The following is an 8,161-nucleotide window of genomic DNA, read 5'->3' as shown; positions in this document are numbered from 1 at the left end:
CCACCACCCGCACCGGCGACGACGGCTACGCCCCCAACACCCCCGACAGCCACCGCACCGGCCACACCGACGCAGACGGCGCGCGGGACCGGGGCAAGGACGACAGCTGGAAGAACGAGCCGGGCAAGGACAGCAAGAAGACACCGCTCGACAAGATCGCCAGCAACGACTACCTCAAAGAGCACTACTACCTGCGGCAGCGCAAGGACGGTGACTGGGAGCTGGTCACCCGCTCACCCGGCACCGACAGGTGGGACCCGCCCACCAACGTCAAAGCGCTCGACCTCGAAGTGCCGGAAGGCTGGACCCCGCCCAAGGACCGCGACCTGTCCCAGCTTGACCTCGACGAGGTCGAGGTCAAGTTCAAGGACGACCGCCCGCCGGCCGAGCCCGCCACGTACCACGACAACGTCCGGGACGTCCGCGGCACGCTCGACCAGGACACGGTCGACCGCCACCAGGACCTGATCGACGACCGCCGCCGGGCGATCGACGAGGCCAAGGCCACTGAGGGCACCGACGACTACGCGCCCGCCCAGCACCAGGCGACCAAACTCGGCGAAGAGCTGGGCGAGACCTCCGGTCGGCACTACCTGGACGACGTGTACGGCGACGTCGACCGGGTGGACGCACAGCTGGCCGGCAGCGGCCGGTTCGACATCGTGGCGGAGTTGCCGGACGGCCGGCACGCCGTGGTCGAGGCCAAGGGCCCGTCCGCGTCCGTGGGCGAGGCCAAGGCGCTCGACGGCACATACGTCGAGCAGGGCCACGACAAGTACTGGGACAAGAAGCTCCACGACATGAAGACGGCCACGCTGTCCGGCGAGGCCGAGGAGAACATGCGCAAACGGCTCGCCGACCAGGGCATGTCGCCCGACGACATCGACCGGGCCGTGGACGACCACCTCGCGAAGCTGGACAGCGACCGCGAACTGGCCAAGATCCTCGAACGCGCCCGGGACCCGCAGGTGCTCGCCGACCACCTGCGCGGGCGGGCCGGGGTGTCGGAGCACGACATCGACGACTTCCTGCGCAACCGGCACGGCGACGACGTGGCCGGCATGTCCCCCGAGGAATTCCAGAATTTCAAGCGAACGGAAGGCTACAACGAGTTCTTCAAGAATCACATCGACGAACTCGCGAAGAGCGACAACAAAGCCGACCGCGACCTCGCCGGGCAACTGGAGCGCACCCGCACGCATGGTATGGTCGAGTACACCCTGGTGACCGCGAAGGTGAGAGTGGAGAACGGTCGGGAAGTGTACGACGGATATGTCGCCCAACAATTCCTGATGGGCTGGCAGCGCGACATCACCCCCGCCTCCTGATCCGGAAAGGCGCAGCACCGCAATGGTCGAAGTCGAGCGGCACAAGACCTATCCGAACGCCTCGAAGCGGGCCATCCGGCAACTCACCGAGGACGTCGCGGAGGGCGTGGAGAAGATCCAGCGCTATCCCGACGCGCTCAACCTGCAACTCCTCGCCGCCCTGTCGCTTCTCGGCCACCGGACGGTGCTCGACCCGGCCGGCGCAGAACGGGAAACGTGGCTGGCGCTGCGTGCCGCGCTGGACACCGGCGCGGCCGTGTTCACCGTCGCGGCGGCGGAGAAGGGCGCGCTGGTCCCGGTCCGCCTGGGTGACGAGGTGGTCAACACCTCCGGCACGGGGCCGGTCTACTACGCCACGGCGGAGAACTGGCTGACGACGCTCTGGCTCGCGATCGTGGCGAGGGAGCAGGACGTGCTGGACCGGCTCGCCGCGTTCCCGCTCGACGTGCTGCGCGCGTCCGGCCCGCAGCCGGAGTACCTGTTCGACATGGTCGAGGTGTTCCAGCGGTTCTTCCGCCGCGAGGACGGCGTGGGCCAGTCCCTGGGCGCGGCCCTGACCAACAGCAAACCGGAAGCGCTGACGGGCGGCGAAGAGCGCGAGACCGCGGACCTGCTCCACTTCCCCCAGCTCACCCTGTTCCACTACGTGCTCAAGGCCGACGCCGGGGCCGAGTTCGACAGCGCCTTGGCCGAGGCGTTGCGGGCGCACCGGACGTACTGGTCACGCACCGAGGAACGCCGCGCCTCCCCTCTCGGCTACCTCGCGCCGGGCCCGCTGGCGCTGTCCAGGATCGCCCAGGACGCGGGCATCACGATCACCGTGGTCTCCGACTACCTGCCGTCCGCCTTGCTCGACGACACGACCCGCGTCGAGAACACCTGACCGGGGAGCCGGTCGACCGGACGCGTCGGGCCCGGGTCCGGCGAACCGGATCGCGACTTCGGGCAACAGGGAGCATGACCACGCGACCACCCACCGCCGAACCGGTGCCGCAGGCGGAGTCGCCTCCCGCCGTCACCGACGAACACCTGCTCCTGGAGTCGTTGGCCACCCCGGAGCGGTTCGCGGTGATCTTCGACCGGTACGCGCCGGTCGTGCACGGCTACCTGTCCCGCCGGGTCGGCACGCCGGCGGACGACCTGATGAGCGAGACGTTCCTGCTCGCGTTCCGCGGCCGCACCGGCTACGACCCGGGACGCGCGCCGGTGCGGGCCTGGCTGTTCGGCATCGCCACCAACCTGGTGCGCAGGCACGCCCGGGACGAGGAGCGGCGGTACCGGGCGTTGGGCCGTGCCGCCGGGCACGCCGAGTCGACCACGGACCTGGGCGAGGTCGCCGGGCGGGTCGACGCCCAGGCGTTGCGGGGTGAACTGGCGGTCGCGCTGGCCGCGTTGTCGCGCGAAGACCTGGACGTGCTGCTGCTGTGGACCTACGCGCAGCTGTCCTACGCCGAGATCGCCGCCGCGGTGGGCGTTCCGGTCGGCACCGTCCGGTCCCGGCTGCACCGCGCCCGCGGCAAGGTCCGCACCCAGCTCACCGGCCACCGGCCGACCACCGAGGAGACCCCGTGAACGAGGTCAGCGCGCTCCGTGAACACGGCCCGGAGCCGACCCCCCTGTCCGATGACGTCCTGGCCAAGGCCCGCGCCGACCTGCTGGCCGAGATCCTGGCCCGTCCCGCGGCCGTGGAGCCGGTCCGCCTCCGTCGCCGAACGGCGCTCATCGCGGCCGCGGCCGCCGTCGTCGTGGTCGCCGGGATCGTCGCCACCGACAGCACCGACACCCCCACACCACCGTCGACCACCGAGGAGCCGCCGGTGCTGGTGCGGTTCGACATGCCGACGCTGCCGCCGGTGCTGGACCCGATCCCCGCCGGGGTGACCGAACCGGGCTTCACCGCGGAACCCGGGTGGTTCGCGGCGGTGTACGGCGACGCCGACCGGCGGCCCGGCCGAGCACCGACCGGCATCACCGTCATGACCCACCAGGGCCGGCCGAGCGCGGACGGCGGCCGGGACACGACCTACTCCGGCAAGCCGGCCGTGGTCGGGCGGGTCGACCAGGAGGAACCGGCGTACCACTCGGTGTCGCTCACCTGGGAACGTTCGCCCGGCCGGTGGATCACGCTCACCGGAAGAGGTGACTACGCCGACGAGCAGGCCGTGCGCTCGCTCGCCGACACGCTGGTCGACACGGAGGAGAGGTTGAGCCTGGACATCAGCGTCGCCCCGGCCGGTTGGGAGCTGTTCGCCTTCAAGGACGCCGGACCGGACGGCGACGGGGCCGTCACCTCGTTGCGGGACCCGCGCGCGCCGGCCCGAGTCATCCACGTGAGCACCATGCTCAGCCTCGTGCCGAATTACGGTGAGGTTCTCGAAGACGGCTCACGTCCGGTGGATCCCGTGTCCGTCAACGGCCGGCGGGGCGATCTCGTCCACCTGGCGGACGGTCGGTGGATGCTGCAGGCCCCCCTGCCGGACGGTCGGGCGTTCCAGCTCCAGGTGCCCGCCGGTTTCACCCGGGAACAGGTGGTCGAACTGGCCGAGAGCGTCAGCTGACCGGCCACGCCCGCGGTTCACGGTCGGGTTGGTGCGCCGGGCGGGCGCGGAGTGGAGATACTGGCGGGGAGGAGCGGTCCGGGGACGAAGGGGTGGCGCCGTGGTGATGGAGTTCGTGGAGCCGGTGCTGCTGGCGTTGGCCGCGGGCGCGGCGGTGGGTGCGGGCGAGACCGCTTCGACCGCGGTCCAGGACGCCTACCGGGGGCTCAAGACCGCGACCGGCCGGGTGCTGCGCCGCAAGGTCACCGCGGAAGCGGACGACGCCGAGGTGGAGGCCGTGGTCGAGGAGCGGCTCGCCGACCCGGGGACCCACCGCGACGAACTCGAAGCCGCCTTGACCCGGGCCGACCCCGAGGAACGGGCCGAGCTGCTCGTCGCGGCCCGCAGGCTGCTGGACCTGGTCGACCCGGAGGACCCGGCGCTGACCAAGTACCGGGTGGAGTTGCGGGACAACAAGGGCGTGCAGGTCGGCGACCACAACACCCAGACCAACCACTTCGGCGCCTGACCGCCGCATGGCCTCGGCGCCGCCGGACGAGGACGACCGCTCGACCGCCTCGGCGCGGGCGGGCGGGTTCGACGTGCGGGGCAACCTCGGTCCCCAGATCGGCGACCACAACACCCAGCACAACACGATCGCGGTCACCCTGCCGCCGGCGCGGGTGGCGTGGCCCGTGCGCGTCGGCGTGCCGCCGCAGGTGGTCCACCACTTCCAGGACCGGGCCGCACGCTCGCAGTTGGCCGAGGCGCTGTCGGTGGGCCGGGCCGCCGTGGTGGTGGGTGCCGGGTCGGGCGCGACGGTGGTGTCGGGGTTGGGCGGGGTCGGCAAGTCGCAGCTCGCGGCCGACTACGCCTGGCGGTGGTGGCGGGACCGGTCGCTGGACGTGGCGGTGTGGGTGTCGGCGCTGTCCCGTGACGCCGTCATCAGCGCCTACGCCGAGGTGGCGCGGCAGGTCCTGCGGGAACAGGACCCCGGTATCGCGAACCGGACCCCTGAGGAGGCGGCCCGGTCGTTGCGGACGTGGTTGGCGGGCACCGACCGGCGTTGGCTGATCGTCCTCGACGACGTCCAGGCCCCCGCGGACCTGCGCGACCTGCGGCCTCCGCACAGCCCCGTCGGCCAGGTCGTGATCACCACCCGCCGCCGCGACACCGCCCTCGCCGGGAGCGGTGACCGGTTGGTCGAGGTGGGCGTGTTCACCGAGCGGGAAGCCTTCGACTACCTCGACGGCGCCCTGCCCGAGGACCTCCGCCGGGACACCGACCCGGAGCAGTTGCGCGGGCTGGCGGACGACCTGGGCCGGCTGCCGTTGGCCCTGACGCAGGCGGTGGCGTTCATCGCCGACAAACCGCTGCTCACCGTCGAGCAGTACCGGGAGCGGCTGGCGGACCGGCGCAGGAGCCTGGCTGACGTGATGCCGACCCAGGCCGAGCTGCCCGACCCGCACGAGCGGACGGTGGCCGCCACGTGGTCGCTGTCCATCGACCTGGCCGACCGGCTCCCGCCCACGGGCGCCGCCCGCCCGTTGTTGGCGTTGGCCGGTCTGCTCGACCCCAACGGCACACCGCCGGCGGTCTTCACCACCACGGCCGTCCTCGCGCACCTGACGGCGATCGTCGGGCGTGACGTCGATCGGGACGCGGTGACCGACGCCCTCGCGGTCCTGCACCGGCTCAGCCTGGCGACCCTCGACACGAGGCGACCGGCGCGCACGCTCGCGGTCCACGCGATGGTGCAACGCGTCGTGCGCGACACCCTCACCCCGGCGGAGCTGCACGACCTGGCCCACGTCGCCGCCAACGCGGTGCTGGGCGCCTGGCCGGGCATCGACACCACCGACCCGGACCTGGCGCAGGCGCTGCGCTCGGCCACCGAGAGCCTGCACGCCTGCACCGCGCCCGCCCTCTGGCGGCCGGAAGGCCACACCCTGCTGTTCCGCGCCGGCGTCTCCCTGGGCGGCAGCGGGCAGGTCGCCGCCGCCGTCGAGCACTTCCGGCTGCTGCGCGAACAGGCCGAGGACCGACTCGGCCCGGACCACCCGGACACGCTGCGCGCACGGTGGTACCTGGCCTACTGGCGCGGGGAGACGGGAGACACCGCGGGTGCCGTGGCGGAACTGGAAGCACTGCTGATCGACCAGCACCGCGTGCTCGGTCCCGATGACCCCGACACCCTGGACACGCGCAACGACCTGGCGTCCGGACGCGGTGAAACCGGGGACGCGGCCGGCGCCGTGGCGGAACTGGAGGCGCTGCTGGTCGACCAGCAGCGGGTGCTGGGCGCCGACCACCCCGACACGCTCGACACGCGGGCCAACATCACCCGGTGGAAGGGCGAAGCCGGGAACCCGGCGAAGGCGGCGGCGGAGTGCGAGGTGCTGCTGGTCGACTTCACGCTGGTGCTGGGGCACGACCACCCCGCCACGCTGATGGTCCGGCACGAACTGGCCCGGTGGAAGGGCGAAGCCGGAGACCCCGTGAGCGCCGTCGCGGACTTCGAGGCACTCCTGGGCGACTACCGGAACCTGTTGGGTGCCGACCACCCCCACACGTTCACCACCCGCCACAACCTCGCGCACTGGCGAGGCGAGACCGGGGACACCGCCACCGCGGCCGCGGAACTCCAGGCCCTGCTCGCCGACCAACTGCGCGTCCTCGGCCCCGACCACCCCCACACCCTCACGACCCGCCACAGCCTCGCCCACTGGCGAGGCCAAGCCGGCGACACCGCCACCGCGACCGCGGAACTGCACACCTTGCTCACCGACCAGGAACGCGTGCTGGGCCCCGACCACGTCCAGACCACCGCGACCAGCCGCAGCCTCGCCCACTGGCGGGCACGCCACCGCACGACGGAGGCCGCGTCACCGGTCGACCACCTGCTCCGCGACCCGTGAACCACTCGGCACCAGGACGATCCCTCCGGTTCGGCGGGCTGTCCGAAGTCCGGCGAGGGCGCGGCTCGGTCCACGACGGACACCCGCTGCCGGGAACGGGCGGTTGGGCGGCGCTCCGGCGGTGTGCGCACCGCTGAGCAGAGGCGCGCGGTGGGTGGTGAACGAGGTCACCGGCGGCGGCGCGGGCCGGGTAGTTGAGGAATCAATCGGTGTGGTGATGCGTTCCACCGGCGTGAAGAAAATCGGATTCCTGTCCTTCGGGCACTGGTCCGACAGCCCGCACTCCGAGACGAGGACTGCCTCGGACGCGCTGCTGCAGGCCGTCGACCTGGCCGTGGCCGCGGAGGAGCTGGGTGCGGACGGTGCCTACTTCCGGGTGCACCACTTCGCCAGGCAGCTGACCGCCCCGTTCCCGCTGCTGGCCGCGATCGGCGCCAGGACCGAGCGCATCGAGATCGGCACCGGCGTGATCGACATGCGGTACGAGAACCCGATGTACATGGCCGAGGACGCCGGTGCCGCGGACCTCATCGCGGGCGGCAGGCTCCAGCTCGGCATCTCCCGGGGATCGCCGGAGCAGGTGATCGACGGGTGGCGGTACTTCGGCTACCAGCCCGGTGAGGGCGAGACGGACGCCGACATGGCCCGCACGCACGCCGAGGTGCTGCTGACGGTGTTGGAGGGCAAGGGCTTCGCCCAGCCGAACCCGCGTCCGATGTTCCCCAACCCGCCGGGGCTGCTGCGCGTCGAGCCCCACTCGCCGGGGCTGCGGGAGCGGATCTGGTGGGGTGCGGGCTCCAACGCCACCGCCGCCTGGGCGGCCGAGCAGGGCATGAACCTGATGAGCTCGACGCTGAAGAACGACGAGGGCGGTGCGCCGTTCCACGTCCAGCAGGCCGAGCAGATCCGGGCGTTCCGCAAGGCGTGGTCGGAAGCCGGGTGGCAGCGCGAGCCGCGCGTCTCGGTCTCGCGCAGCATCTTCGCGCTGACCTCCGACCTCGACCGCGCCTACTTCGGCGCGGACGGCGGGAGCACGGACAAGATCGGCTACATCGACGCCGACACCAAGGCGATCTTCGGCCGCAGCTACGCCGCGGAACCCGACGTCCTGGTCGAGCAGCTGGCCGGGGACGAGGCCATCGCCGAGGCGGACACGCTGCTGCTGACCGTGCCGAACCAGCTCGGCGTCGACTACAACGTCCACGTGCTCGACAGCATCCTCACCCACGTCGCCCCCGCCCTCGGCTGGCGCTGACGCGGGCGCAGTGCCCGCGCGCCACTGGACAAGGTGGCGTGCGGGCCGCGCCCCGGTCGGTGCGGGGCTGGTCGTCCTTGCGCGGGACGAGCCGGGCCGGTTCCGGGGCGGGGCGGAACGATG

The 8,161-nt window shown here is 72.3% G+C and carries 7 protein-coding genes; all 7 read left to right on the top strand.

The window, feature by feature from the left end; genetic code table 11:
- The coding region (locus tag B0I31_RS40875) for a hypothetical protein (RefSeq protein WP_181320543.1) at positions 1-1,328 on the top strand (1,328 nt) is incomplete at its 5' end.
- A 22-nt stretch (positions 1,329-1,350) separates the two neighbouring features.
- Positions 1,351-2,211, top strand: a complete 861-nt coding sequence (locus tag B0I31_RS30710) for an immunity 49 family protein (RefSeq protein WP_106618874.1) — start codon at positions 1,351-1,353, stop codon at positions 2,209-2,211.
- Between the two features lie 74 nt (positions 2,212-2,285).
- Positions 2,286-2,900, top strand: coding sequence for an RNA polymerase sigma factor (locus B0I31_RS30705; protein ID WP_106618873.1), 615 nt, complete (start codon positions 2,286-2,288; stop codon positions 2,898-2,900).
- Positions 2,897-3,886 carry a hypothetical protein gene (locus B0I31_RS30700; protein WP_106618872.1) on the top strand — a complete coding sequence of 330 codons (990 nt, stop codon included), beginning with the start codon at positions 2,897-2,899 and terminating at the stop codon, positions 3,884-3,886. Before B0I31_RS30705 ends, B0I31_RS30700 begins: the two co-directional genes overlap by 4 nt.
- Positions 3,887-3,992: 106 nt before the next feature.
- Entirely contained in the window at positions 3,993-4,394 is a 402-nt protein-coding gene (locus tag B0I31_RS30695; RefSeq protein WP_245950563.1) for a hypothetical protein, read from the top strand.
- A 7-nt stretch (positions 4,395-4,401) separates the two neighbouring features.
- On the top strand, positions 4,402-6,783 hold the full coding sequence (locus tag B0I31_RS30690) for a tetratricopeptide repeat protein (protein ID WP_106618870.1): 2,382 nt from the start codon (positions 4,402-4,404) through the stop codon (positions 6,781-6,783).
- Between the two features lie 232 nt (positions 6,784-7,015).
- Positions 7,016-8,038: an LLM class flavin-dependent oxidoreductase gene (locus B0I31_RS30685; protein ID WP_106618896.1), complete on the top strand. Its 1,023-nt coding sequence runs from the start codon at positions 7,016-7,018 to the stop codon at positions 8,036-8,038.
- Positions 8,039-8,161 lie beyond the last annotated feature (123 nt).

This window comes from Saccharothrix carnea, assembly GCF_003014735.1.
Lineage (GTDB): Bacteria > Actinomycetota > Actinomycetes > Mycobacteriales > Pseudonocardiaceae > Actinosynnema > Actinosynnema carneum.
Note: the sequence above shows the minus strand (reverse complement) of the source record. Positions and strands in the feature narration are given on the sequence as shown.

Coding starts and splice junctions, on each gene's coding strand:
- B0I31_RS30710 (WP_106618874.1), top strand. CDS start 1,351: ATGGTCGAAGTCGAGCGGCACAAGACCTATCCGAACGCCTCGAAGCGG.
- B0I31_RS30705 (WP_106618873.1), top strand. CDS start 2,286: ATGACCACGCGACCACCCACCGCCGAACCGGTGCCGCAGGCGGAGTCG.
- B0I31_RS30690 (WP_106618870.1), top strand. CDS start 4,402: ATGGCCTCGGCGCCGCCGGACGAGGACGACCGCTCGACCGCCTCGGCG.
- B0I31_RS30695 (WP_245950563.1), top strand. CDS start 3,993: ATGGAGTTCGTGGAGCCGGTGCTGCTGGCGTTGGCCGCGGGCGCGGCG.